This is a genomic window from Pseudomonas sp. OV226, from assembly GCF_003148705.1.
In the GTDB taxonomy this organism is placed as follows: domain Bacteria; phylum Pseudomonadota; class Gammaproteobacteria; order Pseudomonadales; family Pseudomonadaceae; genus Aquipseudomonas.
Genome location: NZ_QGGS01000010.1, coordinates 186,288 through 210,273, shown reverse-complemented (window position 1 = coordinate 210,273; position 23,986 = coordinate 186,288). Strand labels below are relative to the sequence as shown.

26 protein-coding genes and 1 pseudogene are annotated in these 23,986 nt (G+C 59.2%); 11 read left to right on the top strand and 16 right to left on the bottom strand.

Annotation, left to right across the window (positions count from 1 at the left end; translation table 11 throughout):
• Positions 1-275 (bottom strand): annotated as a pseudogene (locus C7534_RS18100) (bifunctional aconitate hydratase 2/2-methylisocitrate dehydratase); the annotation flags it as partial.
• A 410-nt stretch (positions 276-685) separates the two neighbouring features.
• Between C7534_RS18100 and C7534_RS18095 the strand changes: the two are divergent.
• Positions 686-1,156, top strand: a complete 471-nt coding sequence (locus C7534_RS18095; RefSeq protein ID WP_027923350.1) for a DUF1289 domain-containing protein — start codon at positions 686-688, stop codon at positions 1,154-1,156.
• Positions 1,157-1,221: 65 nt separating this feature from the next.
• Here C7534_RS18095 and C7534_RS18090 read toward each other — a convergent pair whose 3' ends face one another.
• On the bottom strand, positions 1,222-2,085 hold the full coding sequence (locus C7534_RS18090; protein WP_109786577.1) for a universal stress protein: 864 nt from the start codon (positions 2,083-2,085) through the stop codon (positions 1,222-1,224).
• Between the two features lie 159 nt (positions 2,086-2,244).
• Here C7534_RS18090 and C7534_RS18085 point away from each other — a divergent pair, with 159 nt between their 5' ends.
• On the top strand, positions 2,245-2,853 hold the full coding sequence (locus tag C7534_RS18085) for a tRNA-(ms[2]io[6]A)-hydroxylase (protein WP_046032069.1): 609 nt from the start codon (positions 2,245-2,247) through the stop codon (positions 2,851-2,853).
• A gap of 9 nt (positions 2,854-2,862) precedes the next feature.
• Here C7534_RS18085 and C7534_RS18080 read toward each other — a convergent pair whose 3' ends face one another.
• Both C7534_RS18080 and C7534_RS18075 read right to left on the bottom strand, forming a co-directional pair.
• Positions 2,863-3,360, bottom strand: a complete 498-nt coding sequence (locus tag C7534_RS18080) for a GFA family protein (protein ID WP_109786576.1) — start codon at positions 3,358-3,360, stop codon at positions 2,863-2,865.
• A gap of 37 nt (positions 3,361-3,397) precedes the next feature.
• Positions 3,398-3,793, bottom strand: coding sequence for a PaaI family thioesterase (locus C7534_RS18075; RefSeq protein ID WP_046032071.1), 396 nt, complete (start codon positions 3,791-3,793; stop codon positions 3,398-3,400).
• Positions 3,794-4,043: 250 nt separating this feature from the next.
• Here C7534_RS18075 and C7534_RS18070 point away from each other — a divergent pair, with 250 nt between their 5' ends.
• The 3 genes from C7534_RS18070 (at position 4,044) to C7534_RS18060 (ending at position 7,252) form a co-directional block, all read left to right on the top strand.
• Positions 4,044-4,928, top strand: a complete 885-nt coding sequence (locus C7534_RS18070; RefSeq protein WP_109786575.1) for a LysR substrate-binding domain-containing protein — start codon at positions 4,044-4,046, stop codon at positions 4,926-4,928.
• Between the two features lie 99 nt (positions 4,929-5,027).
• Positions 5,028-6,152, top strand: coding sequence for an agmatine deiminase (aguA, locus tag C7534_RS18065; protein WP_109786574.1), 1,125 nt, complete (start codon positions 5,028-5,030; stop codon positions 6,150-6,152).
• 2 nt (positions 6,153-6,154) lie between these two features.
• Positions 6,155-7,252, top strand: coding sequence for an extracellular solute-binding protein (locus C7534_RS18060; RefSeq protein WP_109786573.1), 1,098 nt, complete (start codon positions 6,155-6,157; stop codon positions 7,250-7,252).
• A 141-nt stretch (positions 7,253-7,393) separates the two neighbouring features.
• Here the strand turns inward: C7534_RS18060 and C7534_RS18055 are convergent, their stop codons facing one another.
• Genes C7534_RS18055 through C7534_RS18045 form a run of 3 tightly spaced genes read right to left on the bottom strand, consistent with a single transcriptional unit; the run spans position 7,394 to position 9,943 of the window.
• The gene (locus C7534_RS18055; RefSeq protein ID WP_109786572.1) at positions 7,394-8,011 is read right to left on the bottom strand and encodes a DNA-3-methyladenine glycosylase family protein; all 618 of its coding nucleotides are present in this window, start codon (positions 8,009-8,011) and stop codon (positions 7,394-7,396) included.
• Positions 8,012-8,016: 5 nt separating this feature from the next.
• Positions 8,017-8,829, bottom strand: a complete 813-nt coding sequence (locus C7534_RS18050) for an isocitrate lyase/PEP mutase family protein (protein WP_109786571.1) — start codon at positions 8,827-8,829, stop codon at positions 8,017-8,019.
• A 31-nt stretch (positions 8,830-8,860) separates the two neighbouring features.
• On the bottom strand, positions 8,861-9,943 hold the full coding sequence (locus C7534_RS18045; RefSeq protein WP_109786570.1) for a bifunctional transcriptional activator/DNA repair enzyme AdaA: 1,083 nt from the start codon (positions 9,941-9,943) through the stop codon (positions 8,861-8,863).
• Between the two features lie 118 nt (positions 9,944-10,061).
• On the opposite strand from C7534_RS18045, the gene C7534_RS18040 reads away from it, so the two are divergent.
• On the top strand, positions 10,062-10,481 hold the full coding sequence (locus C7534_RS18040) for a VOC family protein (protein WP_109786569.1): 420 nt from the start codon (positions 10,062-10,064) through the stop codon (positions 10,479-10,481).
• Positions 10,482-10,529: 48 nt separating this feature from the next.
• On the opposite strand, the gene C7534_RS18035 is transcribed toward C7534_RS18040, so the two are convergent.
• Entirely contained in the window at positions 10,530-11,096 is a 567-nt protein-coding gene (locus C7534_RS18035; protein ID WP_046032079.1) for a TetR/AcrR family transcriptional regulator, read from the bottom strand.
• Positions 11,097-11,192: 96 nt separating this feature from the next.
• Between C7534_RS18035 and C7534_RS18030 the strand changes: the two genes are divergently transcribed.
• Both C7534_RS18030 and C7534_RS18025 read left to right on the top strand, forming a co-directional pair.
• The gene (locus C7534_RS18030) at positions 11,193-11,837 is read left to right on the top strand and encodes a glutathione S-transferase (protein ID WP_109786568.1); all 645 of its coding nucleotides are present in this window, start codon (positions 11,193-11,195) and stop codon (positions 11,835-11,837) included.
• A gap of 533 nt (positions 11,838-12,370) precedes the next feature.
• Positions 12,371-12,763, top strand: a complete 393-nt coding sequence (locus C7534_RS18025) for a DUF6124 family protein (protein ID WP_109786567.1) — start codon at positions 12,371-12,373, stop codon at positions 12,761-12,763.
• 45 nt (positions 12,764-12,808) lie between these two features.
• Here C7534_RS18025 and C7534_RS18020 read toward each other — a convergent pair whose 3' ends face one another.
• Positions 12,809-13,720: a LysR family transcriptional regulator gene (locus C7534_RS18020; RefSeq protein WP_109786566.1), complete on the bottom strand. Its 912-nt coding sequence runs from the start codon at positions 13,718-13,720 to the stop codon at positions 12,809-12,811.
• A 130-nt stretch (positions 13,721-13,850) separates the two neighbouring features.
• On the opposite strand from C7534_RS18020, the gene C7534_RS18015 reads away from it, so the two are divergent.
• A complete protein-coding gene (locus tag C7534_RS18015; RefSeq protein WP_109786565.1) occupies positions 13,851-14,750 on the top strand; it encodes a pirin family protein in 900 nt (299 codons plus the stop codon).
• On the opposite strand, the gene C7534_RS18010 is transcribed toward C7534_RS18015, so the two are convergent.
• The 3 genes from C7534_RS18010 to C7534_RS18000 form a co-directional block, all read right to left on the bottom strand.
• A complete protein-coding gene (locus C7534_RS18010) occupies positions 14,743-15,738 on the bottom strand; it encodes an alpha/beta hydrolase fold domain-containing protein (RefSeq protein WP_109786564.1) in 996 nt (331 codons plus the stop codon). The two genes, C7534_RS18015 and C7534_RS18010, sit on opposite strands and share 8 nt — an antisense overlap.
• Entirely contained in the window at positions 15,738-16,178 is a 441-nt protein-coding gene (tspO, locus tag C7534_RS18005; protein ID WP_046032084.1) for a tryptophan-rich sensory protein TspO, read from the bottom strand. Before tspO ends, C7534_RS18010 begins: the two co-directional genes overlap by 1 nt.
• A 115-nt stretch (positions 16,179-16,293) precedes the next feature.
• Positions 16,294-17,640, bottom strand: coding sequence for a 2-hydroxycarboxylate transporter family protein (locus C7534_RS18000; RefSeq protein WP_046032085.1), 1,347 nt, complete (start codon positions 17,638-17,640; stop codon positions 16,294-16,296).
• A 129-nt stretch (positions 17,641-17,769) separates the two neighbouring features.
• Between C7534_RS18000 and C7534_RS17995 the strand changes: the two genes are divergently transcribed.
• On the top strand, positions 17,770-18,687 hold the full coding sequence (locus C7534_RS17995) for a LysR substrate-binding domain-containing protein (protein WP_046032086.1): 918 nt from the start codon (positions 17,770-17,772) through the stop codon (positions 18,685-18,687).
• Positions 18,688-18,737: 50 nt separating this feature from the next.
• Here the strand turns inward: C7534_RS17995 and leuD are convergent, their stop codons facing one another.
• From leuD to C7534_RS17975, 4 genes are all read right to left on the bottom strand, one after another.
• Complete coding sequence (gene leuD, locus C7534_RS17990; protein ID WP_046032087.1) at positions 18,738-19,343, bottom strand: 3-isopropylmalate dehydratase small subunit; 606 nt, start codon at positions 19,341-19,343, stop codon at positions 18,738-18,740.
• 3 nt (positions 19,344-19,346) lie between these two features.
• Positions 19,347-20,768, bottom strand: a complete 1,422-nt coding sequence (leuC, locus tag C7534_RS17985) for a 3-isopropylmalate dehydratase large subunit (RefSeq protein ID WP_109786563.1) — start codon at positions 20,766-20,768, stop codon at positions 19,347-19,349.
• A 142-nt stretch (positions 20,769-20,910) separates the two neighbouring features.
• Entirely contained in the window at positions 20,911-21,531 is a 621-nt protein-coding gene (locus C7534_RS17980) for a LysE family translocator (RefSeq protein ID WP_109786562.1), read from the bottom strand.
• A gap of 93 nt (positions 21,532-21,624) precedes the next feature.
• A complete protein-coding gene (locus C7534_RS17975; protein ID WP_109786561.1) occupies positions 21,625-22,539 on the bottom strand; it encodes a DMT family transporter in 915 nt (304 codons plus the stop codon).
• 89 nt (positions 22,540-22,628) lie between these two features.
• Between C7534_RS17975 and C7534_RS17970 the strand changes: the two genes are divergently transcribed.
• Positions 22,629-23,960 carry an aminotransferase-like domain-containing protein gene (locus C7534_RS17970; RefSeq protein ID WP_109786560.1) on the top strand — a complete coding sequence of 444 codons (1,332 nt, stop codon included), beginning with the start codon at positions 22,629-22,631 and terminating at the stop codon, positions 23,958-23,960.
• Positions 23,961-23,986 lie beyond the last annotated feature (26 nt).

Genomic DNA, 23,986 nt, shown 5'->3' with positions numbered 1-23,986 from the left:
GTGCCGAGCAGTTCAACAGCGCGCTTCTTGTCGATCAGGGGGGATTTGGCTTCGCCTTTGGCGAGGGCGGACAGGAAGCCGGCCTTGACATAGGCTGCTTCGTCCACGCCAGGTGGAACGCGATTGGTGATCAGGTCAACGAGGAAAGCTTCTTCGCCAGCCGGAGGATTCTTCAGCAGCTCGACCAGGCCTGCAGTTTGTTCGGCGTTAAGTGGCTGGGGAACGATACCCAGTGCTGCACGCTCTTCGATATGTTTGCGGTAGGCTTCAAGCACAGTTATTACCCTCATCAGTGGTCCCAAATGGGTGTCCGGGACGCTCATCCCGAAATTGCCGTACTCATGCGCTGCATGGCGTTGTGAGCCACTTAGCCAGAATTACCGACAATTCCTTACAGAAGCTGCTTTCAAAGTTTTACGCCTGCAGAACGGGAGCTGATGAGGGTTGGCGTTGAGCTTTTCCCCGCTGGAAAAACCCTTCGCCAACACCGCTCTGAAGGAACGACTGTGCTCGTGACGCTTTGAAAACAGCTTCAAACGGACATTGGCGCCTTAAAAAGGCTGGCTGATTCTACGGCAAAAAAAAATTAAAGGTAAGTTAGCCCTCGAATTTTGAGGGGTGATGAATGTTAGACAAAGGGCTAACATGCGGACCTGTCAGTTTTCCCCGTGTTTTGCCTACCTCTATGCCCAATCAGACTATCAAGACGCCCTGCGTCGGCCTTTGCTCCACTGTTTACGGTGATTTGGTGTGCCGTGGCTGTAAGCGTTTCCACCATGAAGTGATCAACTGGAATGGCTACAACGAGGAGGAGAAGCGCGCCGTATGGCTTCGACTTGAACAATTGCTGTCCCAAGTGATGGCCAGCAAGCTGGAGGTGTTCGACCCCCAGCGCCTGCGTTTGCAGCTGGAGCAACGCAAGATTCGTTTTGTGCCGCATCAGTCAGAGTATTGCTGGGCGTATCAACTGATTGCCCGAGGGGCGCGGGTGATCAACAACCTGGAGGCTTACGGGATGGTGTTGATGCCGGAATTCCGCGACTGGAACCTGCCGGAATTGCGCGATGCCATTGATCGGGAATTTTTCCTCCTGTCCGAGGCGCACTACCAGCGCTACATCGCACCGGGTTTTCTGAAAGACGCCTTTGGCGCCTAGAAACTTCGCGAGCAGTTCGAATAGTTGCACCGCTCGCGAAAGTTTGCGCCCCGACGTTAAGCATCTCAATGCTTGTCAGCCAACTCCTCCAGATGATCCTCGATCTCCCGCGGCTTGAGCACCAGCACGTCACTCTCCACCGAATCCAGCACCACTTCAGCCGTATTGCCGATCAATGCCCCTGACAGTCCGCTGCGCGCCACGGTGCCAATCACGGTCACAGCCGCCTGCAGCTTGTGCGCCATGAACGGTATCAAAACGTCTGCCGGGCCTTCTTCGATGTGCAGGTGCGAGTCGTCGATGTCGAACTCTGCCTGGAACGCCCGGCACTGCTCGCGATAGCGCGCCTCGATGGTTTCGCTGAGCTGCAACGTGGGGTCGGCAGCGGACAACATCGGCGACGGATGAGCGCTGACGACGTGTAGGTGCGCCTTGGCCAGGCCGGCGATGTCATAGCCATGATCGATGATGGTGTTGTGCAGGTGGCGGTGTTCAGGGTCGGTATTGCCGACATCGACGGCCGCCAGAATCACTTTGTCTTTCCAGGAACCGGCGGTTTTTACCAGAAGCACGGGGGTAGGGCACGCGCGAAGCAACTTCCAGTCATCCGGGGTCAGCAGTGCCTTTTTCAGCGGGCTGTCCGGGAAGTGCTGCTTGACCACCAGCCCGCAGCCTTCAGCTTGCTGCACCTCGACGATGGTTTCGTGCAGGCTCTTATGCCAGGCCTGTTCGGTGGTGACGCTGTAACCGTCCGCCACCAGGGCCGCCTTGAGCACGCCCAGCATGCCGCTGTGATCATGCTTGGGGTCGCCGACCAGCAGGTGCAAGTGCGCCTGAGTCACACCGGCAATCAATTTGGCCCGTTTGAGCGCCAGGCTCTCCGAGTGTTCGGGTTCTATGACCACCAGAATGCTGCGAATGGCTTGCATGATCGGGATCTCCTGAAGAAAAAAGCACGGCGTTGCACAACTATAGTTGCTGCCCGGCATCCGGCGACTTGATGCATATCAATGGTTGGCCGCTGGTGGTCTGCGGGCAGGCCGGTATAATCGGCGCCCTTCGATTTGAACCACTTATCCGTGAGCCCCATGATCCTTCCCGAAATTCACGAGTTCCTCGGCTGCCGTACCCCCGACGGCTGGGTTCAGGCCGCACTGGCCGATCAGGAAACCCTGCTGATCGACCACAAGAACTGCGAATTCAAGGCCGCCAGCACCGCGCTGAGTCTGATTGCCAAGTATCACTCCCACGTCGACCTGATCAACCTGATGTCGCGCCTGGCCCGGGAAGAACTGGTGCACCACGAGCAGGTCATGCGCCTGATGAAAAAGCGCAAGATCGAGCTGCGCCAACTGTCTGCCGGGCGATACGCCTCGGGTTTGCGCAAAGTGGTGCGTAGCCACGAACCGGTCAAACTGGTGGACACCCTGGTGGTCGGCGCGTTTATCGAGGCCCGTAGCTGCGAGCGTTTCGAGGCACTGGTGCCGCATCTGGACGAAGAACTGGGCAAGTTCTACTTCGGCCTGCTGAAAAGCGAGGCCCGGCATTTTCAGGGTTACCTGAAACTGGCCTATCAGTACGGCGATGCCAAGGATATCGCCCAGGTGATCGACAAGGTCCGCGCCGCCGAGCAGGAACTGATCGAGTCGCCAGACGTGGAATTCCGTTTCCACAGCGGTGTGCCCGCAGCGGCCTGACACAGACTGTTAAACGTCCTCGCGAGTCAACCCAAGGCGCTCGTGCCAGTCGGCGATGGATTCTTCGGGATAAACGTCGAATTGCTGATCGCCAGGGTGCGCTTCGACCTCCACCCACGGTGCTTTCGAGCCGAGCATCAGGTGCGTGTGCTCCGGTGGCACCGGCAACGGAGTGTCGATGGCGGACGCGAACGGGTGGATCAGCTCCGGCCACTCAGGGCTGAACAGCCACAAACCACTCCCGCACAGTGAGCAGAAATGCCGCTCGGCGCTGCTGCTGTGGACGCGTTTGTCGCCGTCATTCTTGAGCCGCGCATGGTAAATCGCGATGTGCTTTCGCCCGTGTACCTTAAGGCTTGCGGCATCGCCGCCGAGGTTGATCGCATACCCGCCACCGCCCTGTGTCTTGCGGCAGATCGAGCAGTAGCAACGCTGATAAGGGTAGGGGTGGGCGCTGTTCAAACTGAACGACACCGCGCCGCAATGACAGGAGCCTTCGAGCTGCATGGCAACCTCCGACCGGTCTGGGGTTTATCCAGACAGCCTAGACCGGTACCAGAATCGCATCGCCGGTCGCTACCAGTTTCAGTTGATCGCCGGTTTGTGCAAACAGCTCGGCGCGGGCGAACACCTGTTTCTTGCCAGCCTTTACCACCCGACCCCGAACGACGAACGCTTCACCGATTGCAGGCGCCAGGCAGTTGACCGAAAAGTGCGACGCCAGCACGTTGCCGGCGACCGTACCGGCAGCAAAGCCGCACGCCGTGTCGAGCAGCGCGCCAATCAGGCCAGCGTGCAGGAAGCCTGCATATTGCGCCATATCGGTTTCGCGAAAAGCCATGGTCAGCTCGGCTTCGCCACTTGCGGCATGGGTCACTTCGAAATCGGCCCAGCGGTTGAAGGCTGAGGTTGAGTTGATCTGTTTCAGTGCTTCGAGCATGGCGAATCCCTCCGGTTGAGACACCAACATGCGCCTGGGATGGAGGGAAGTCATGATGGATAAGGGAGGGTGATGGGGCGGTGGATTTGTGGTGAATGGGCCGCCGCTATCGCGAGCAAGCTCGGCTCCTACAGGGTGTTGTGAACGCCTGTAGGAGCCGGGCTTGCCCGCGATGAACGATAACGCGGTCCTGCTGGACGCCCACTCACGGCCAAGGCAGCATGGGCGCCTCCATCACCGGGGCTGACTCATGCGACGACTACCTTCTCTGGCAGCACTGCGAACCTTCGAATGTGCTGCCCGTCACGCGCATTTTGGCCGGGCGGCGGCGGAGTTGTGTGTCACCGACAGCGCTGTCAGTCACCAGATTCGCCAGTTGGAAGAACAGCTGGGCGTGTCGCTGTTTGTGCGTGAAGGTCGCCAGATTCGCCCGACGATGGCCGCCGGGCGCTTGATGCAGAGCTTGCAGCAGGCCTTCGAATTGATCGGCGATGCCTGCGACGAACTGCGCGATCCGTCATCACTGGCAGTGTTGCGACTGGCGGTGACCGCCGAGCTGGCACAAAAATGGTTGATGAGCCGCCTCACGGATTTTTACGCGCGCTATCCGCACATCACCTTGCACCTCTATGAACAACCCATTGATGCGACGGCACCCGGGGAAGACATCGACCTGGCGATCACCTATGGCACGGGCCCGGTGGACAGCAGCGCGTACTTCGTCCGGCCATTGCCGGCATTGCAGTTCTTTCCGGTGTGCAGCCCCGGTCTGTTCAACCAGGGTACGTTGAAGGCGCCCAAGGATCTGACGCGCCATTGCCTGTTGCACGACGATCAGGACGGCAAGACCTGGACCGCTTGGCTGACCAGCCATGCCGGGGATCAACGCCCCGAACGGCAGTTGTATTTCGCCCACGCGGGCCTGGCACTGGAAGCAGCGGCCCAAGGGCAGGGCGTGGCCATGGGCGACAACCTGACGGCTCAGGAGGACTTGCTCAGCGGGCGTCTGGTGCGGCCGTTCACGTCCAGCATGACGGCGCTCGGCCAATACGCACTGGTATGCGAACGGGTGCGGCTGGAGCGTCCGGCCGTGGCGCAGATGCTGGAATGGTTCAACGATCAACTGATCGATTGATGAGTTGAATTCAAGTGTTCCGAAATAATCATCGTTGGCGAGCAAGGCGCCAGCGACCTTAGCCTGTGGTCATTCCAATCCCGTTGATGAGGTTTGAACATGGCACGTTTGCTCGACTCCACCCCCAAACAAGACGGCTTCCGCCTGCCTGGCGAATTCGAAGCCAAGTCCGGCTGCTGGCTCGGCTGGCCGGAGCGCACCGACGTCTGGCGCAACGGCGCCAAGCCTGCGCAGAAAGTCTGGGTGCAAATCGTCACCGCCATCTCGCAAAGCGAACCGGTGACCGTGTGTGCCTCCGCCGCCCAATTCGCCACCGCCCGCCGCCAGCTTCCCCCTCAAGTGCGGGTGGTGGAAATGACCTGCAACGACACCTGGTTCCGCGACAGTGGCCCGTGCTTTGTGGTCAACGACCACAGCGGTGAAGTGCGCGGCGTCGACTTTGAGTTCAACGCTTATGGTGGCCTTGACGGAGGTTTGTACTACCCGTGGGACAAGGACGATCAGATCGCCAGCAAGATTCTCGAAATCGAACGTTTCGACCGCTACCGCGCACCGTTGATTGCCGAGTTGGGTGGCATTCAAAGCGACGGCCAAGGCAGCATCCTCACCACCGAGCAATGCCTGCTAAACCGCAACCGCAATCAGCATTTGGGCAAGGAAGAGGTCACGCGCCGACTGACCGATTACCTCGGCGCCGAGCAAGTCATTTGGCTGCCGCGCGGGTGCAAGTTCGACGAAACCGACGGCCACGTCGACGATCTCGCCTGCTTCGTGCGACCCGGTGAAGTGGTGCTGCAATGGACCGACAACCGCGATGACCCCCAGTGGGAAATCTATCAGGAGGCCTACGACATCCTGCGCAGCACCCGTGACAGCCGTGGTCGCGAGCTGATCGTGCATAAACTGCCGCAACCGGATGTACTGCAATGGACCGCTGCAGAAGCCGAAGGGCTGGATCAGCAAGACAGCACGCATACGCGCCAGGCCGGGACGCAGATATGCGCGTCGTATATCAACTACTACGCCGGCAATACGTCGATCGTGGTGCCGTTGTTCGGTGACCGTCACGATCAGGCGGCGCTGGCAACGCTGGCCGAACTGTTCCCGACTCACACAATTGTCGGTATCGAAAACTCCCGGGAAATCCTCCTCGGCGGCGGCAATGTCGCGTGCATCACCATGCCGCAATACGCGGCGCCTGCCCGCAACAAAAAGGACGTTTGAACATGGGCCTGCACAAACTGACTCAAGCGTTAATGCTGGTGCTTGCACCCCTGTGTGTGCAGGCCGCCGACACCACCAGACCGGTGGTCAACCTGTATATCTGGGGCGAGTACCTGGCCCCGGATACGTTGAAGAATTTCGAGGCGAAAACCGGTATCCATGTGGTCGCTGATCACTTTGATTCACTGGAAACCGTCGAAACCAAACTGCTGACCGGACGCAGCGGTTATGACCTGGTGCTAACGGCGGGGCAGCACTTATCGCGGGCGATCCAGAGTGGCGCGATCCAGACGCTGGACCACCAGCAAATACCGCATTTTCAAGGTGTCGGCGACGAATTCCGCGAACACATGGCGGTGTTTGATCCCGGCAATCGCTACGCCGGTATCTATGCGTGGGGCACCACCGGCGTCGGCTATCAGGAACAGGCCGTAGAACAGCGTTTACCGCACGCACCAACGGACAGTTGGGCGATGCTGTTCGACCCGGCGGTGGTGTCGAAATTTGCCGATTGCGGGGTCAGCCTGCTCAACGATCCCAACGAAGTGTTTGCGGCGGTCATGAAGTACATGGGCCTGGACATCAACCGTCAGAACCTGGATGACCTGAAGCTGGCCGAGCAGCAATTGGCGAAAATTCGCCCGTTTATCCGCTATTTTGACAATGACCTGAACATCAGCGATCTGGCCAACGGCAACACCTGTGTGGCGATGTCGTGGAACGGCAACGTGGCCATCGCTGCCGGACAGGCAGCGGCTGCGAACAAGCCATTCACGCTGACTTACCGGATCCCGAAGGAAGGCACGTTGATCTGGTTTGACGCGATGGTCATCCCCAAGGATGCGCCGCATCCCGAGGCGGGACTGGCGTTGATGGATTATTTGATGACGCCGGAGGTGATTGCGCCGATTACCGACACCATTCATTACGCCAATGCGATTACGGCAGCGGATGGCTTGATTGATCCGGCGATTCGCAATGATCCGGGGACGTATCCGACGGCGCAGGTGAAGGCCTCGTTGTACAGCAAGAATGATAATGGGAAGGCGTTTAACCGGGCATTGATCCGGGCGTTTAGCCGGTTGAAATCCGGGTTGTGATGGGCATTGGGTAATGGGGTGAATGTGATTCCGCCATCGCGAGCAAGCTCGGCTCCTACATTGGTCTTGTGAACGCCACAAATCCACTGTGGGAGCCGGGCTTGGTCTGGGCGGCGTTCCGACGATGAACGATAACGCGGTTTATTTGTTGGGCACCCGCCACAAATACCAAGCCGCCACCGTCCGGTATGGGCTCCACGCCAGCCCGATCTCGACCATCTGCTTGCGTGTTGGTTGTACTTCCAGCCCCTTCAGCCGCCGATACCCCTCACGCACGCCGAAGTCATCGGCCGGCAAAATATCCGGCCGTTCGAGGCTGTAGATCAACAACATCTCAACCGTCCAGCGCCCGACGCCGCGCAAGGTCACCAGTCGCGAGATCAGGTCCTCATCTTCCATCGCCAATGCCGTGGCGTAATCCGGCACCACGCCGTCCAGGGTCGCTTGGGCAATCCCTTGAATGGTCGCGATTTTGCCTGCCGAGAACCCGCAACTGCGCAATTGATCGAACCCTGTCGCCAGAATCTGCTCGGGCCGTGGAAAGCTCACCGATGGAAACAGCGCCAGCAACCGGCCGACAATCGCATCACCGGCCTTGGCGTGCAGTTGCTGGTAGGCAATCGCCCGCACCAGCGACTCATACGGATCGCGAGCCGCATGGGGCTGATGCAGGCACGGGCCGATGGCGGCGATGTGGCGCGCCCAGTCGTCGTCCAGGGACGCCAAATAAGCGCTCGCGGGTTGATAGGGATCGGGCATGGCGATCAAGCAGTCCCGGCGGGTTTGAGCAAGGCGTTGATCTCGCCGTAGGTGAAGGCCTTGAGGTGGCTGCTGTCGAGTTTGCCGGTTTCCAGAAAACTTTTTGAAAGGCCGGCCATCGCACCGTACAGAAACTCGGCGATGCCCGAACCGGCACTCAAGCGTCGCACGCCCAAGGCTTGCAGCGCGTCGGGCGAGGGCAGGCTCGCCAGTCCCAGCACGTTTACCGGCAGCGCGGTGCCTTGGCACAACGCCGCGATTTCATACTCCGCCGAGACGCCCGCCGCAAACAACCCGTCGGCACCCGCCGCCTGGTATAAGGCGGCGCGCCTGAGTGTCTCGGCGACGCGATCCTCGGCCGGCACCAATCCGCGGAGGTACACATCGGTGCGTGCGTTGATAAACAGTTTCACATTGCGCTGATCGGCGACCTTGCGCGCCACTTCGATTTTGCGCACCAGCAGCTCGGGCGGGGACGCACCGTCTTCGATATTGATCCCGACCGCCCCGGCGGCGATCACCGCCTCAATCACTTGCGCAACGCGCGCAAGGTCATCGGAATAGCCCGCCTCGATGTCCACCGTCAACGGCACGGAAATCACCCGGGCGATGGATTCGACGGTCGATACCAGGCGTTCGACGGGCAGGGCATTACCGTCCGCATAACCATGAGCCCACGCCACCGCCGCACTGCTGGTGGCGACCGCTTTACAGCCCAGTTGCTCGACGATCCGCGCCCCGGTGGCATCGGCGACGTTGGTGAGGATCAACAAGCCTTGCTGGTGCAACTGGTGCAACTGGTGGAATTGGTTGTCCATCGAATGTCCTTCCTTATGACGGTTGAGAAATTCAGAACGCGAGTGGTTGGGTGAGCTGCACCGCCGCGTTTTCCAGCCGTAGCAGAAACGCCTTGCGCGGTTGTCCTCCACCATAGCCGGTCAACGAGCCGTCCGCACCGATCACCCGGTGGCAGGGCACCACGATGGCCAGTCGATTGCGCCCGTTGGCCAGGCCCACGGCGCGGCTGGCACCGGGCTTGCCCAGTCGTGCGGCAATGGCGCCGTAGGTGCTGGTCTGGCCATAGGGGATAGTAGCCAGTTGCGCCCACACCTGGCGGGCGAAGTCGCTGCCCGGCAAGTGCAATGGCACGCTGAAGTGCGTGAGCTTGCCGGCGAAGTACTGCGCCAGTTCGGCCTCGATGTGTTGCAGATGGGCGTGATGTCCCGGCGCGACAGCGTAGTCATGCCGGTGCTGCAGTTCTTCGATTTCCCGGGTCAATGCCGGGCGATCGAGGAACTCCAGCAGCACCAGGCCACGGCGCTCGGCCATGGCGATCATCGGCCCCAGTGGCGTGGTCAGCCGGGTAAAGAGCAGCGGTTCACTTTGAGCGGCCCGGCCCGGCGTAATGTGGAACGACTTCTGAAAAGCGTCACGAAAGCCGCTGAGCGATTCATAACCTGAGTCGAATGCCGCGCTGTCGATGGAATCGCCCTGTTTGATCCCGCCCAGCGCCATGCCAAGACGTCGGGTGCGCAGCCAGGCGTGAAAGGTCATGCCGAAATGCTGCTTGAACCAGCGCCGCAACTTCAGCGGCTCGATGCCCTCGGCCAGCAACTGGGCGTCGGTCCAGCGCTGCTCGGGATCGGCGTCCACCGACTTCAGCAACGTCTGCACCCAGCCGGGTGCGATGGCCACAGCGTCCAGCGGCTTGCAGCGCAGACAGGCGCGGTAGCCCGCCGACAGGCATTCATCGGCATGGGCAAAGAACTCGACGTTCTCCGGTTTTGGCTTGCGCGCCGTACAGCCGGGGCGGCAGAAGATCCCGGTGGTTTTCACGGCCGTGAAGAACACCCCCTCATAGGCGGTGTCGCGTTCGAGCATGGCGCGAACCATTTCGGCGTGGGGCGGCAGTAAAGCGGTCTGTATGTTCATGGGTTGAGCATAAAACCCTGGGGTGGGAGTCTCCACCGCAAAATCGACAGTGAATTTTTGTGGCGCTGGACTACAGTCATCGGGTTATTGACAAGGCTGCCATTCAGGAACCGACTTCATGCACCCGTTCACGATTCAACAGATTGATCATATTGTGCTGCGCGTCCAGGACCTGGAACGAAGCATCACGTTTTACGCGCAAGTGTTCGGCGCAGAACTGGTCAAGCGCCAGGACAAGCTGGGGCTGGTGCACCTGCGCGCCGGCACCTCGATGATCGACCTCGTCAGCCTCGACGGTGAACTCGGCCGCAAGGGCGGCGCAGCAGCCGGTCACGAGGGGCGTAACCTCGACCATGTCTGCCTGCGCATCGAACCCTTTGATGAGGCGGCGCTTGTCAGCCACTTGCAGTCGTTTGGTCTGACAGTGGAGAAAGCCGCCACGCGCTTTGGTGCTGAAGGTTATGGCTTGTCGCTTTATTGTTTCGACCCGGATGGTAACCAGGTCGAGCTCAAAGGGCCGTCCACTGATCAGCCTTAGGCATCCCCAAGCCGCTATCGTAAAAACTCGATTCGGGGCAAGCGAACTTCAAGGCATCAAACCGGCCACTCGATAGGATTCGATCATTTGGTCGTACACCGAAATGTCGTTGCGCCCTCGGGACACCAGTTGCGCACCTTGAATGGCGGCAAATATCGACAGTGCTTGCCGTTCAAGTGCTTCTGGCTGAACGTCTGGCTGTTTCAGCGCCAGCACCTTGGCCAACCATCGAACGTTCGTATCCGTGAACCCGTCCACTTCGACGCGTACTTCGGCCGGGAGATCGTGGTGCTCGGCCGCCAGGATTCCGCACAGGCACATCCGATTGTCGTTTTCCAGGGCTGCGCGGAAGGCGGCCGTGTAGTCCTTCATCATCGACTTCGGGTCTTGTGATTCCACCAGTAACTGATCCAGATACGCGGCGGTGTCTTCGGTGTAGCGTCGAGCCAGAGCAGCACCCAAATCACCCTTGGTTGGGAAGTGGTAGTGGATGCTGGCGCTTTTGATCCCCACTTCTTTCGCCAACTCGCGAAAACTCAATGCGTTGTAGCCGCGGGCCTGCACGACTCTACGGGCTGCTTGCAGGATGGTTTGCTTGGTATCGATTGTTGTCATACTGTTTTTGCCTACCTATCGATAGATATCGGTTGACCTGAACGATCGCTGGCCGCATTGTCTACCTCCCGATAGATAGATGGCAATGGAGTTAACGTGAAGATCTACGATATCCCCGGTTTTCCTAGCCCGTTACGTATTCGAGTGGTCATCGCCGAGAAGGCGTTGGCGTCCAGCATCGAGTTCATCAAGATCGATTTGCCGGCAGCCGAACACAAACAAAGCGCTTTTTTAGCGATCAACCCCACCGGCACCGTGCCGGTTCTGGAACTGGATGACGGCACTTATCTGTCCGAATGCACGGCCATTACCGAGTATCTCGACAACCTTGATGGCAATCCCACGCTCACTGGCACAACGCCGAAAGAGAAGGGGATGATCCACATGATGCAGAAACGCGCCGACGACCAGCTCATCGAAGCCATCGGCATCTATTTTCACCACGCGACCGACGGGCTCGGGCCTCAATTGAAAGCCTATAAAAGCCCCGAGTGGAGCGACCGGGTCGTATGGGGCGAGATGCACCGTGAGAAAGCTATCAACGGCATGAAGTATTTCGACCAGGTCTTGAGATCGCAGCCTTACGTGGCCGGCGATCAATTCTCGATGGCGGACATCACCGTTTGGGCGGGCTTGATCTTCGCCGGTTTCGCTCAAATTGCGATTCCGGATGAGTGCACTGCGCTCCTCGCATGGAACGCAAAAACAGGTGAGCGGCCAAGCGTGAAAAACCCGGCCTGATCCTGTCTGAAGGCCTTACTGCGCCCCGGCCGTCAATCGGTACGGGGCGTTTGCGTTTTCGTTCAGCGTATAAGCCGAGATCGGGCTACGCCGGGCTTTGTTGAACGAAGCGCCCAAGCAGCCACCTACGCTAATAAATGCCGGATGTTTCTTTGATTTTTTTGGATGACTTCACGCGTTTAACGAAGCGTGTTTAAAAACACTTGGTGTTACGTCCCGAAGGCTACAAGACCTTGCGCCGTTACCTACGATCAAGCCAGAATCCGCCGGCTTGTGCGGCTACGGGGTGGGCTATATCGTTTCCCTGTCACTGAAAAACAGTGATCGGGTTTGGTAGCCCGTCTAGAAGCCGCATGACAACACCTTATGTAGTCTCTTTTTGGGACTCTGTGTTTATGGTGGTCATGCGTGGGGCTCCATTGTGAGCGCCGGGTTTCCAGCTTCTACCGGTCTACCAACCCACGTATGGCCGCCACCCCTTCGTTTGGTAGCGAGGGTGATGGCTCCTCAATATTAGAAGTTGGAGTTCATCTATGTTCAAAGTAACACCTAACCCGCCGGACACCGATTCACCCGATACCGATCCGCCAACCGCCGAGTCAGTATCCCCGTACGAAACCCTCGACCCAAAAAAACTCCACGACGCAGCCGAACGCGCGCTGAACTTCTATCTCAATCCGGCGGCGCTCATGAACAACACCCCACGTAAACCCAGCACCATTTACATGATTGCCCCAGACGTCGACCATGAAACCTTGCTGGTTCAAACGTGCGAGAACATGGCGTCGGCCAGTGTCATGGCCAGCAACGTCGCGGCATCGCTAGAGGGGACTCATCGCAGTAACGTGCTGGCGCTGCAACAGGTCATCATGCTGGGAGAGCTGGCGGTGAATCGAATGCTGGATAACTTCGTTCCGCCCAAGTAATCGCTGCATCACGTTGGCGGGGGAGCTTGCTTCCTCGCCAACCCGCTATCGATACACCTGCGGCGCATCCGCCGCATTCAGCTTCTGGATCACCCACGCGATGAACGCCGATACGGCGAGCGGCAACTGTCGACGGCTCGGATACAGCACGTTAAAACCGTAGCCGTGGGGCTGGTATTGCGGCAGCACCGGGACGAGCACTCCCGCCTGAACGTCGAGCCTGGCCATCATCGGCGGGAGCAGCGCGATGCCGAGCCCGGCCACGGCGGCCTTGCGCAGTGCTTGCGCGGTATTGCCACTGAAGCGCCCGGCAACTTGCACCTCTTCCTCACCGTTGGGCCCGACCAGGCGCCACGTAGCATGACCACCGGGTTGCGCGGAGATCACGCAATCGTGGTTCAACAGGTCCTGCAGTGTGCTCGGTGAGCCGCGTGCCGCGATGTAGGACGGGCTGGCCACCATCCCGACGCTGCGAGGGTCGAGAATCTGACGACCGACATAGCCTGAGTCGCGCAAGGAGCCGCCACGAAAAGCGACGTCAATCTGCTCGGCAATCAAGTCAGCCTTCACATCGCTGAGCACGAAGTCGAGCCGCACGCGCGGATGCATCGCCAAAAAATCGGTCACCCATTCCATCTGAAAGAAGTCGAAAAAGTCGGCCGGAGCCGCCACGCGCACCCAGCCGCTCGGTTCGTTGCTGCCTGTTAACAACGCCTGACCCGCGTCGAGCAGGCCGTCGACCGCGCCCGCGCAACGCTCATGAAAGTCCTGGCCGGCACTGGTCAGCGTGAGCTTGCGGGTGGAGCGTTGCAGCAGGCGCGTACCCAGATGCGCTTCGAGCTGCTGGATGCGCCGACTCACGGTATTGGGCGGCATGCCGAGGCGTCGCGCCGCCTCTGCAAAGCTGCCGCTGCGTACCACCTGCACAAACATGGCGATGTCATTGAGGTCGATCATGGCGGGTCATTCCTGTTGCTGGTGGACGAGTGCAATCCAATTGTATCGACTTATCAAGCAATCGCCTTGGCCCTATTGTTTCAGGCATCGGGCCCGCAAGGCTCCCAACTCTGCATAACAGGCAATCATCATGACCGTTCAGCAACAGCCTCCCATCGGTATCGCTCCAAGTGCCAAGCATCGCGCCATCAGCTACCGCACCACCGGCAGCGGGCATGGCTCGATTGTCCGACTGATGAGTCCTTCCGATCTGGGCCACCTGATCAAGCCATTCGTGTTCCTTGACCTGTTCGAAGGTGAGAGCTCATTCATCGGGGGGATGCCCATGCACCCACACTCGGGGATCGCCACCGTCACCGTCATTACTGAAGGCAATTTGCGCTTCGAGGATGCCGAATCGGGTGCGGGGACGATTGACTATGGCGGTGTTGAATGGATGCGCGCGGGGGGCGGGGTGTGGCATGGGAAGGAAATGTCGGTCGGGACATCGAAGCGGATTCAAGGCTTTCAACTGTGGGTTGCACTGCCGCCCGCGTTGGAAAACGCAAGTGTCGACAGCCAGTACCTGGAGTCAAACGTGATGCCTGAAGTGGGGCCGGCGCGGGTGATTCTTGGCGCGTACCAAGGTGTCCAAAGCCCGGTCCGCGCTCCCTCGGGTATGAACTACTTGCTGGTAACGCTTGCGGCTGGGCAGTCCTGGACCTATGTGCCACCGGATGGGCACGAATCTTTGTGGTTAAGTGTCAGCCGGGGATCGCTCGGCGCACCAGGCCTGGTCACGGCGGGTGAAATGGTTATCTTCGAACCCGGTAGCGGGGCAGTGACGCTGAAGGCCATGCTTCAGGATACGGTCTTCGTGATCGGGTCCGCGGAACCTCATCCCCATGATCTTGCGCTGGGCAGCTACTCGGTTCACACCAACCCGCAGGCCTTGCGTGCGGGGGAGGCAAAAATTGCGGAGATTGGCGTTCGGTTGCGTGAGTACCTGCGAACGCCAAACCCGTCGGCGAGCGTGCCGGTTTTCAAGTAACCCCAGCGCCGGCGAACGCGTCGATCCGAGCCGTTATCCACTCACGGCCATACGCAAGCACGCTATCTGCCAGGGCGGTCGGAAAATGAATAAACCCGTGGGGACATGACGGCAACACATGCACCTCGACCGGTGCCGATTTGGTCCATCGTGCGGCTAATTCGATTGTGTCGTCTCTCAAGGGGTCCAGCTCGCCGGCAAACATCAGCGCCGGCGGGAAACCCGTAAAGTCGCCGTACAGCGGTGACAAGGGTGGCTGCCGGCGTTGCTGGTCATTGAGGTTCGGCGTCAGCCTGCGCAACGCTTCAACCATGCCGGGGCCGTCCAACACCAGCGTTTCAGGGGGCGCCGCACGCACGCTCGCTGTTCCCGTCAAATCGTAGACGCCGTAATACAACAGCGCACCGCTCACCCGTTGAAGCAAGTCGGGTGATAGCGCCAGCAACGTTGCCGCAGCAAGATGCGCCCCGGCCGATTCACCGACGACGATCACGGGCAGTCCCGCAGACTCTTCACAACTGTCATTCAGTAACCAGCGTGCTGCACACAGGCAATCCTCCATGACACCTTCAATCGGCGTCGATAGAGCAAGCCGGTAATCGACCGAGACGACCGTGACGCTGCAGGTATTCACCATCGCAACGTTGAAGTTGTCATCCATCTGCGCGTTGCCGATCACCCAACCGCCACCATGGAAATCCAGCACAACGCCCTTTGCTTTACCTCTGGGCCGGATGATCCGAACGGGCACTGAAACGCCGCCCACACTCACCACTTTTCTTTCAGCCTTGAGCCCATGCTTTCGCAATTTACCCGCGCCGCCGATTTGACTGGCGCGCAGCAAGGCCTGGATCACTCGAGGCATGAGGCGATTGCGGATTCGAAAGCGCGGCAACCAGGCGAGCTTCTTGTTGAAGTCGCGCACTTGCGCCAATGCCCGCTCGTCAGCAGGCCAAGGCGATTTGATCCCCTCGTTGGCATTCATCATCAGCGGTTGTTGCGCAAGATGGAAAAATTCAACGCAGCGGCGACGCAAAGCCACCCAAGGTAAGGCAGCAGAATCAACCCAGTGATCACATCAAGCTGCAACGCCATCACCACCATCACCGCGACCACCAGCCAGAGCAGCGTCAGGATCAACATTCCGGTGAACATGCGCTGCGCGCCGAAGAACACCGGTGTCCACAGCGTATTCAGCGCAATCTGCGCCGCCCATAACGCCAACACCTCCTGACTGCCAGGTATCAGGGTCAACCGGTACCCGGCCCAGGCGAGTAAAAGGTAGATCGTCGACCAAGCGACTGGAAACACCCAGTTGGGTGGGGTGAAGGCGGGTTTGACCAGCGATTCGTACCACTGGCCCGGTTTGAAAAAGAAGCCTGTGCTTGCGGCGGCACCGCAGGCTAGAAGAAAAACAAGAAAGGTCATCGGCGATCCTTGGCTGAGGGTAGCTCTTTAAGGCTGCAAGCCATGCCGGCAGCATTAAAGAGAGGACGCCCGGCGAAGGAAAAAGTTTGGATTGATCGACGACATTTCTCCGGTATCAAACAAACATCCGCAAAAGAATAGTTGCCAGGATCACCGTCGACGCACCGCCGATACGCGTGGAGATCTGTGCGAATGGCATCAGTGACATACGATTGGCCGCTGACAGAATCGCTACATCACCGGTGCCTCCAAGGCCGCTGTGGCAGCAGGTCACGATGGCTGATTCGATGGGGTACATTTTCATCAGGTTGCCGATGAAAAAACCTGCGACGGTCATTGAGACCACTACCGAAACGCAGACTAGAACGTAGCCGATAGAAAAGACTTTTACGACGCTATCGAGCGGAACATACAACATGCCCAGACCGATCATGACGGGCCAGATGAAGGCGGCGGAAACCAGTTTGTAGAAACTGTTCGCACCTTTTTCCAGTTTTTCCGGCAAGACACGCACGTACTTAAAGAGCACGGCGGCGAGGATCATCATGACAGGACCTGGAATTCCCACGACTTTTTCAAGCAGACCGCCCAGGACGAAGAAGGCGCAGATGATCAAGACGCCTGCACCCATCAGTCTGAAATCGAATACCGAGTTGCTCTCTTCCTTGACCTGGAATTTGTCATTCTCGTCCTTGGCCCGGATCAGTGATCCTTCGCCATTGAGGTGCGGGCGTTTGAGCGCCAGACGGGCCAGATAACCCGCGCAGATAATCGCCGCGATGTTGCCGACCACAGCGGCCGGCGCCAATTGGGCAACGTAGATGTCTGGCGTGCCACCGAGGATCGCAGAGTAGGCCAGCGACAGCGGCAATATCCCTTCACCAATCCCTCCGCCAATGATCGGAACAATGATGAAAAAGAAGGTGTGGTAGAAACTGTAGCCGACCAGTTTCCCTACAAGGAGCCCACTGCCCACGGCAGCCACGGTTCCGACAAGCAGCGGTATGAACATCCTGATCATGCCTTGAACCAGAATAAAGCGACTCATCCCCAGAATGCTGCCGACGACCAGGCTGGCAATGACGAAGTACAAAAAGTTGGCTTCCTTCATCAACATTTTTGTCGCGTCAATGGTGGCGGGTCCGAAGAAGCCATAGAACACAAGAATGGAGGGCAGCATCAAGCACAGAATGGCGCCGCCACCGATTTCCTTCAGGATCGGCAGACGTGAGCCCAGTTGGCCAAAAAACACGCCCATTGTCATGATGATGGCGAGGCCGCCGATCATGTTCTTAGGCAATAAACCCAAGTGGGCTGACAGATAAACGATCACCGCGATGCCGAGAAAAACCGGTAGCGGGATAACACCAATTTCATAGGCACACAGACTGCGCAAGCGCTGACGAAACCCGGTATCGCGGGTGTCCTCGATTTTTAGAGACGGCTCATAAGACTTGTTCATGGTGCTATTTCCTCATGTTGTTTTTATCGAGGATTCAGAAACTCACGGTTAACCAGGTGCTTGTTTCCACTCGGTAGTTCGATGCTATCCTTCGCAAATAACGAGATAAATAGCGGAACTATGAGGCGTATGAACACGAATCGTGATCAATTTCCCTTGCCGGAAGATCTCAAGGTCTTTCTCACCGTCATTCGAAAAAATGGCTTTGCCAGTGCCGCAGAAGAGCTCGGTTATTCACCGGCTTACATCAGCAAGCGTATTTCAGTATTGGAGTCGACGCTGTCTACAAAGCTGTTGCACCGCACGACAAGACGTATCGCGTTGACCGACGATGGCGAACGAACCCGACTATGGGCAGAAAAGCTGCTGGGTGACCTTGACGATTTTGTGGGCGAAATATCTGAAGCGCGGCATGAACCCACGGGTTCCTTGCACATTTGCAGCAGCTTCGGTTTTGGACGCAACCACGTAGCGCCCGCCCTCTGCAAACTGTCGCAGACCTTCCCGAAACTCGACATCCGCCTGGACGTGTTTGACCGCGTCGTCGATATCGTCGGGGAGGGGTTCGACCTGGAGATCCGTGTGGGGGATGACCTGCCGGGTCAGCACTTGGGGCGAAAGCTTGTGAGCAACCGACGAGTGCTGTGTGCGACACCGGAGTACCTGGCGCGCAGAGGCATGCCTCGCTCACTGGATGACTTGAAAAACCATGATTGTCTGGTCCTGAAAGAGCGCGATAACGCATTTGGCGTCTGGAACCTGACAAAGGACGGACAGGAAGAGTCGGTGCGAGTCAGCGGCCCGTTGTCTTCCAACAATGGCGAGATCGTACTGGAATGGGCGTTGAGCGGAGGAGGGATCCTGTTGCGGTCGATGTGGGACGTAAAGCCGATGCTGGAACAGGGGCGTTTGGTGCAGGTACTTCACGAATACACCCAGAGTGCGAACGTTTGGGCGGTGTACCCCACAAGGCTCAGCCAGTCAGCGAAGTTGAGGGTTTGTGTCGAGTTTCTCGAAGAGTATTTTCGCAAGCTGTCACTTGATTGAGGTGTCGGCGGAGGACCAATTGGCAGTCCACCGCCAGCCCCTGATTGCGATTACAGCCAGGGATTTTCCGACAGGTGCCGGAATTCAAAACTTCTAATTTGCTCTGCACGCTGCAGGGTGGTGCCGATGGCATCAAGCCCCAGCAGCAACGATTGCTTGCGCAGCTGATCGATCTCGAAAGCAACGACCGATCCGTCAGCCAGTCGGATTTCCTGCTCGGGCAAATTCACGCTGATCTTCGCGGTTTCCGCGACGCTGATGACCCCCGCAATGTGTTTCAGTTGGGCCTCAGACACTTGAATGGCGAGTACGCCATTGCGTTGGCAATTATCGTAAAAAATACCGGCAAAGCTGGTGCCGATAAGCGCGCGGATACCCACCTGCTTCAGGCCCCAAACAGCGTGCTCGCGGCTTGAACCACAACCAAAGTTAGGCCCGACCACTAAAAACGCCGCATCGCTCCACGCCGGTTGGTTGAGGATGAAATCGGGGTTCGGCGCCCCTGACTCAAGGAACCGCAGATCGAAAAACAGGCCTCGGTCCAACCCTTTGCGATCAATGCCTTTGAGGAACTGCTTGGGCATGATCACGTCGGTGTCGATGTTGGAAGCCAGAAACGGCGCGGCGCTGCCACTCACGGTATCGAAAGGTTGCATGTTTCAAGCCTCCAGGGCGAATGAACGAACGTCGGTCAAGTGCCCGGTGATCGCCGCAGCGGCCACCATGGCAGGGCTCATCAAGTGAGTACGAGCCCCCGCGCCCTGACGTCCTTCAAAATTGCGATTGGTACTGGATGCGCAGCGATCACCGGGTGCAAGCACGTCGTCATTCATGGCCAGGCACATCGAGCAGCCCGATTGACGCCACTCAAAACCGGCGTCAAGGAAAATTTGTGCAAGCCCTTCCTCTTCAGCCTGGTTGCGGACCAAGGTTGAGCCGGGAACGATCATCGCGCGTACATGAGTCGCAACACGCTTGCCGCGCACAACGCGAGCGACATCCCGCAAGTCTTCAATTCGAGCGTTGGTGCACGAGCCAATGAATGCGTGGCTGATCACCACATCGCTCAGCGGCATTCCCGGGGTTAGCCCCATGTAGTCCAGCGCTCGTTGCATGCCTTGGCGAAGAATGAAGTCTGGCTGTGCGGCGGGGTCCGGCACATGACCGCCCACGGGCGCGGCCTGGTCCGGACTCGTTCCCCACGTGACCATCGGCTCCAGTGCATTGACGTCGAGTGTCACTTCGCGATCGAAGTGCGCCCCTTCGTCACTGTGCAGCGCTCGCCATTTGGCGACTGCCTTTTCCCACAACTCACCTTGAGGCGCGCGTGGCTTGAGTTGCAGGTAGGCAAATACCTTGTCATCTGGTGCCATGAAGGCGCCCCTCGCGCCGGCTTCAACGGCCATGTTGCAGATGGTCATTCTGGCTTCGACGCTGAGGTCTGTGATGGCCGGGCCGGCAAACTCGATCGCGTAGCCGGTGGCACCTGATGCACCGATGTTTTCAATCAGCGCCATGATGATGTCTTTGGATGTCACGCCGGGCCCAAGTATCCCGTTCACCGTGACGCGCAGAGTCTTCAGGCGCTTGTAGACAAGCGTCTGCGATGCCAGCAAGTGCTCGATTTCAGAAGTGCCAATGCCGAAACCGAATGCCCCCAATGCACCATAGGTGGTGGTGTGGCTGTCACCCGCGGCGACCACCATTCCGGGCAATATAAAGCCTTGCTCGGGCGCGACAACGTGTTCGATACCCTGGCGCTTGTCGAGCACGTCAAACAGTTCGATACCGAAGTCACGGCAGTTTTCTTCGAAGTACGACACCTGCTGTGCGCCACCTGAGTCCGGCATGGTCGCAATGCGAACGGGGGTTGTCGGGTTAACGTGGTCGACAACCGCCAGCGTTGCACTCGGGCGCCAGACGCTGCGGCGCGCTTCACGCATGCCGCTGAATGCCTGCGGACTGGTGTATTCGTTGGCGACTTGTCGGTCTATGTACAGGAGCACATGACCTTCATCATCAAGAGGGCAAACGGTGTGGCTGTCGATGTGCTTCTGATAGAGGGTTCTGGGGCTGTTCATGGGGACGGGCTCTTTCTCTGTCTTATGCGAGATCACGGATTCAACCTGTGAACAGCATATTCATCGCAGATATTGCATCAAGAGCACTAAAGTGAAGGCGTTACACACGTAATGTGAATAATCAACGCCCCCATCCGACTGGCTACACCCGCTTCGCCATCAACAACACCGAAGCCGCCGCCGACAGCAACCCCGCGTAGCACCGGTTAAACATCCGCTTGCCGGAAGGCTCGGCGAACCAGCGACGCATGTGCAAACCCATGTAGGCGTAAGCGCTGATGGCGATCCATTCCAGTACCAAAAACAACGCACCGAGCAACGCAAACTGCGGCGTCACGGCGCGGGTCGGATCGACGAACTGGGGCAGGAACGCGGTAAAGATCAGGATGGCTTTGGGATTGCCGGCCGCCACCAGGAACTCCTGCCGCGCCAGGGCCAGTACACCGACGGGCGCGCGGGTGTCGACACGCTCGGCGCCAGGGTCGGCTCGCCACAATTGCCAGGCGAGGTAAAACAGATAGGCCGCGCCGAGAATCTTGATCCCGTAGAACAGCAGCTCGGAGGTTTGCAGCACCACCGCCAACCCGGCGGAGGCGAGGGCGATCATCCCGGCAAACGCCAGCAACCGACCGATCCCGGCCACGCAGGAGGCGCGATAGCCGTAACGCGTCGAGTTGCTGACCGACAGCAGGTTATTCGGGCCGGGCGCCATGTTCAGGGCAAAGCAGGCGGGCAAAAAAAGCGTGAGGGTGGCGAGGTCCATGGCGAGTCTCCGGGAGCGAGAGCGCTATTTTTATCATGGAGGTTGTACGGTTTTCCCCGTACAGCCGTGGACGCAAGCCGCAGTACACTTTCGTTACTTGGCAAATTTTCTCGCGCCCGCCACACAGAAAATCACCGCTACCGTAACCCCGAGCATGCCGATGCTGACCTGTTCGTGCAGTAATGTCGCCGCCAGCGCCAAGCCAAAAAACGGCTGCAACAGTTGAAGTTGCCCCACCGCCGCAATCCCGCCCTGCGCCAGCCCGCGATACCAGAACACAAAACCGATCAGCATGCTGAACAGCGACACATACGCCAGGCTGAACCAGGCCGGTGTGCTGATGTGGGTGAACGAGGCGGGCAGGCGCCACCAGGTCAATGCCGCCATGACCGGCAACGCCAGCACCAGTGCCCAGCTAATCACTTGCCAACCGCCGAGCGTCCGGGACAGCTTCGCGCCTTCGGCATACCCCAGGCCGCAGGCGAGGATCGCCAACAGCATCAGGATGTCGCCTTGCGGCGAGGCGGTCAGGCCCTGTGACACGGCGAAGCCGACCACCAACAGACTGCCCAACACCGAGAACAGCCAGAATGCCGGTCGCGGCCGCTCGCCACCGCGCAAGACCCCGAACACCGCAGTCGCCAGCGGCAGCAGGCCAACGAACACGATGGAATGCGCCGACGTCACGTATTGCAGGGCCAGCGCGGTCAACAGCGGAAACCCGACCACCACGCCCAGTGCCACGATGATCAAGGGCAGTAATTGGCTTCGTGCCGGCGGGCGCTTTTCCTTGAAAATCAGCAGCACGCAGAGCGCCAGAAGGGCGGCGATGGTGGCACGGACGACCGTGAGGAAAACGGGATCGAATTCCAGTACCGCCACCCGTGTCGCGGGTAGCGAGCCGCTGAAGATCACGACTCCGATCAGGCCATTGATCCAGCCGCTGGCCTGATTTTCCTGGGGGCGGTTTTCCAGCGTCCGGTTTTGCAGCTCAGAAGTGCGTTCCATTTCATTCACGCTCAAGGTCGGGTTGCATGAAACCCATCGTATGACCGAGTATCGATACAATCAAAAAATTGTCATGGATACATACCGACATGCCACGCTCCCGATACAAGTCGCTGGTCGACACCTTTGCCGCTGATATTCGCGCTGGCCGTTTACCTCCCGGTACGCGCTTGCCCACGCACCGGCAACTGGCTGCCTCCGAAGGGTTGGCATTGGTTACGGCCAGCCGGGTCTATGCAGAGCTCGAAGCCATGGGGCTGGTCAGTGGTGAAACGGGGCGGGGCACGTTCGTCCGGGAAACCTCGCAGTTGCCCGGCCAGGGCATCGAACAACCCGACGTGGCGGCGGGGATGATCGATCTCAATTTCAACTATCCCTCGGTGCCGGGGCAGGCGGACCTGTTGCGCCAGGCATTGCGCCAACTTGCGCTGTCCGGTGACCTGGAGGCGCATTTGCGTTACCAGCCACATGCGGGCCGCCTGCATGAGCGGGCCTCGATTGCACGCCACTTGATGACCCGTGGGCTGACGGTCGAGGCCGAGCAGATTCTGATTGTCAGTGGGGCCCAGCATGGATTGGCGGTGACCCTGATGGCGTTGCTCAAACCCGGTGACGTGATCGCGGCGGACGCGTTGACCTACCCCGGGTTCAAGCTGCTGGCCGAGGCGTTGCATCTTGAAGTGGTGCCCATTCCTGTCTCCGATCAGGGGCCTGATCTCGATGCCTTCGCCGGGCTCTGCCGCAGCCGCTCGGTGCGCGCGGTCTACACCATGCCGACGCTGCACAATCCGCTGGGATGGGTGATGCCGGCGGATCAGCGCGCCCGGTTGGTGGCAATTGCGCGTCAGCATGACCTGCTGATCATTGAAGACGCTGCGTACGCGTTTCTCGCAGAAGAGGCGCCACTGCCCATCGTCGAGTTGGCACCGGAAAGAACGGTCTACGTTTCAGGGTTTTCCAAGAACATCGCCACCGGGTTGCGCGTCGGTTTCGTCGCCGCGCCTGCGCACTGGGTGGAGGCATTGAAGCGCACGATCAAGGCCACCACCTGGAACACCCCTGGCGTGATGACCGCCATCGCCTGCGCATGGCTCGACGATGGAACCGTCAGTACGCTGGAAGCGCAAAAACGCGCGGATGCCCAGGCCCGGCAGATTTTGGCTGGTGAGGTATTGGCGGGTCTGCGCGTGGTCAGCCATCCCTCGTCCTATTTTCTTTGGCTGCCGCTGGCGGAGGATGCAAGGGCGGACCAGATCGCCATGGCCTTGATGCGCGAGCACGTGTCGGTGTCCACCGCCGAGCCGTTTGCCACCTCTGTTCATGTGCCCCATGCGATCCGCCTCGCGCTCGGCTCGGTGGGCATGGACACGCTGCGGGAGGCGCTGATGGCGGTGAAGCGAGTGGTGGGGGCTTATACCTGACGAAACTGGCCGAACGGCGTTAGTTT

Excerpts from the sequence above, each read along its gene's own strand:
- C7534_RS18095 (WP_027923350.1), top strand. The coding sequence starts at position 686 with ATGCCCAATCAGACTATCAAGACGCCCTGCGTCGGCCTTTGCTCCACT.
- C7534_RS18090 (WP_109786577.1), bottom strand. The coding sequence starts at position 2,085 with ATGCAAGCCATTCGCAGCATTCTGGTGGTCATAGAACCCGAACACTCG.
- C7534_RS18085 (WP_046032069.1), top strand. The coding sequence starts at position 2,245 with ATGATCCTTCCCGAAATTCACGAGTTCCTCGGCTGCCGTACCCCCGAC.
- C7534_RS18080 (WP_109786576.1), bottom strand. The coding sequence starts at position 3,360 with ATGCAGCTCGAAGGCTCCTGTCATTGCGGCGCGGTGTCGTTCAGTTTG.
- C7534_RS18075 (WP_046032071.1), bottom strand. The coding sequence starts at position 3,793 with ATGCTCGAAGCACTGAAACAGATCAACTCAACCTCAGCCTTCAACCGC.
- C7534_RS18070 (WP_109786575.1), top strand. The coding sequence starts at position 4,044 with ATGCGACGACTACCTTCTCTGGCAGCACTGCGAACCTTCGAATGTGCT.
- aguA (WP_109786574.1), top strand. The coding sequence starts at position 5,028 with ATGGCACGTTTGCTCGACTCCACCCCCAAACAAGACGGCTTCCGCCTG.
- C7534_RS18060 (WP_109786573.1), top strand. The coding sequence starts at position 6,155 with ATGGGCCTGCACAAACTGACTCAAGCGTTAATGCTGGTGCTTGCACCC.
- C7534_RS18055 (WP_109786572.1), bottom strand. The coding sequence starts at position 8,011 with ATGCCCGATCCCTATCAACCCGCGAGCGCTTATTTGGCGTCCCTGGAC.
- C7534_RS18050 (WP_109786571.1), bottom strand. The coding sequence starts at position 8,829 with ATGGACAACCAATTCCACCAGTTGCACCAGTTGCACCAGCAAGGCTTG.
- C7534_RS18045 (WP_109786570.1), bottom strand. The coding sequence starts at position 9,943 with ATGAACATACAGACCGCTTTACTGCCGCCCCACGCCGAAATGGTTCGC.
- C7534_RS18040 (WP_109786569.1), top strand. The coding sequence starts at position 10,062 with ATGCACCCGTTCACGATTCAACAGATTGATCATATTGTGCTGCGCGTC.
- C7534_RS18035 (WP_046032079.1), bottom strand. The coding sequence starts at position 11,096 with ATGACAACAATCGATACCAAGCAAACCATCCTGCAAGCAGCCCGTAGA.
- C7534_RS18025 (WP_109786567.1), top strand. The coding sequence starts at position 12,371 with ATGTTCAAAGTAACACCTAACCCGCCGGACACCGATTCACCCGATACC.
- C7534_RS18020 (WP_109786566.1), bottom strand. The coding sequence starts at position 13,720 with ATGATCGACCTCAATGACATCGCCATGTTTGTGCAGGTGGTACGCAGC.
- C7534_RS18015 (WP_109786565.1), top strand. The coding sequence starts at position 13,851 with ATGACCGTTCAGCAACAGCCTCCCATCGGTATCGCTCCAAGTGCCAAG.
- C7534_RS18010 (WP_109786564.1), bottom strand. The coding sequence starts at position 15,738 with ATGATGAATGCCAACGAGGGGATCAAATCGCCTTGGCCTGCTGACGAG.
- tspO (WP_046032084.1), bottom strand. The coding sequence starts at position 16,178 with ATGACCTTTCTTGTTTTTCTTCTAGCCTGCGGTGCCGCCGCAAGCACA.
- C7534_RS18000 (WP_046032085.1), bottom strand. The coding sequence starts at position 17,640 with ATGAACAAGTCTTATGAGCCGTCTCTAAAAATCGAGGACACCCGCGAT.
- C7534_RS17995 (WP_046032086.1), top strand. The coding sequence starts at position 17,770 with ATGAACACGAATCGTGATCAATTTCCCTTGCCGGAAGATCTCAAGGTC.
- leuD (WP_046032087.1), bottom strand. The coding sequence starts at position 19,343 with ATGCAACCTTTCGATACCGTGAGTGGCAGCGCCGCGCCGTTTCTGGCT.
- leuC (WP_109786563.1), bottom strand. The coding sequence starts at position 20,768 with ATGAACAGCCCCAGAACCCTCTATCAGAAGCACATCGACAGCCACACC.
- C7534_RS17980 (WP_109786562.1), bottom strand. The coding sequence starts at position 21,531 with ATGGACCTCGCCACCCTCACGCTTTTTTTGCCCGCCTGCTTTGCCCTG.
- C7534_RS17975 (WP_109786561.1), bottom strand. The coding sequence starts at position 22,539 with ATGGAACGCACTTCTGAGCTGCAAAACCGGACGCTGGAAAACCGCCCC.
- C7534_RS17970 (WP_109786560.1), top strand. The coding sequence starts at position 22,629 with ATGCCACGCTCCCGATACAAGTCGCTGGTCGACACCTTTGCCGCTGAT.